Below are 277 nucleotides of genomic sequence, written 5' to 3' on the forward strand. Positions count from 1 at the left end.
CTGTTACTTGTGCTGGTGTCGCATTGTCATCATGAATCACTCTATCTGCTTCTGTTTTTGCTGCTTCAAGTTCATCATGGATTTTAATCATTTCATTATTGTATGCAGTCACACTCGCTGGTTTTTTACCTTCGGTAACTCCCACATGATTTAATCCTGGACGTTTTTGTTCTAGCACTGATTTATCTGCTTTTAATGCATTTTTCGCTTCAGTTAAATGAGTTAATGCTTCTTCTACTTTTGCTTTCTCATCTCTGATTTCTTCAGCTGTCGCATC

Annotated in this window: 1 pseudogene; it reads right to left on the reverse strand. The window is 37.5% G+C overall.

The features are described from left to right. Nucleotides 1-259, reverse strand: a pseudogene (locus tag HMPREF3046_RS08845) (hypothetical protein); the annotation flags it as partial. Between the last annotated feature and the right edge of the window lie 18 nt (nucleotides 260-277).

The organism is Staphylococcus sp. HMSC070D05 (genome assembly GCF_001815595.1).
GTDB classification, from domain to species: domain Bacteria; phylum Bacillota; class Bacilli; order Staphylococcales; family Staphylococcaceae; genus Staphylococcus; species Staphylococcus hominis.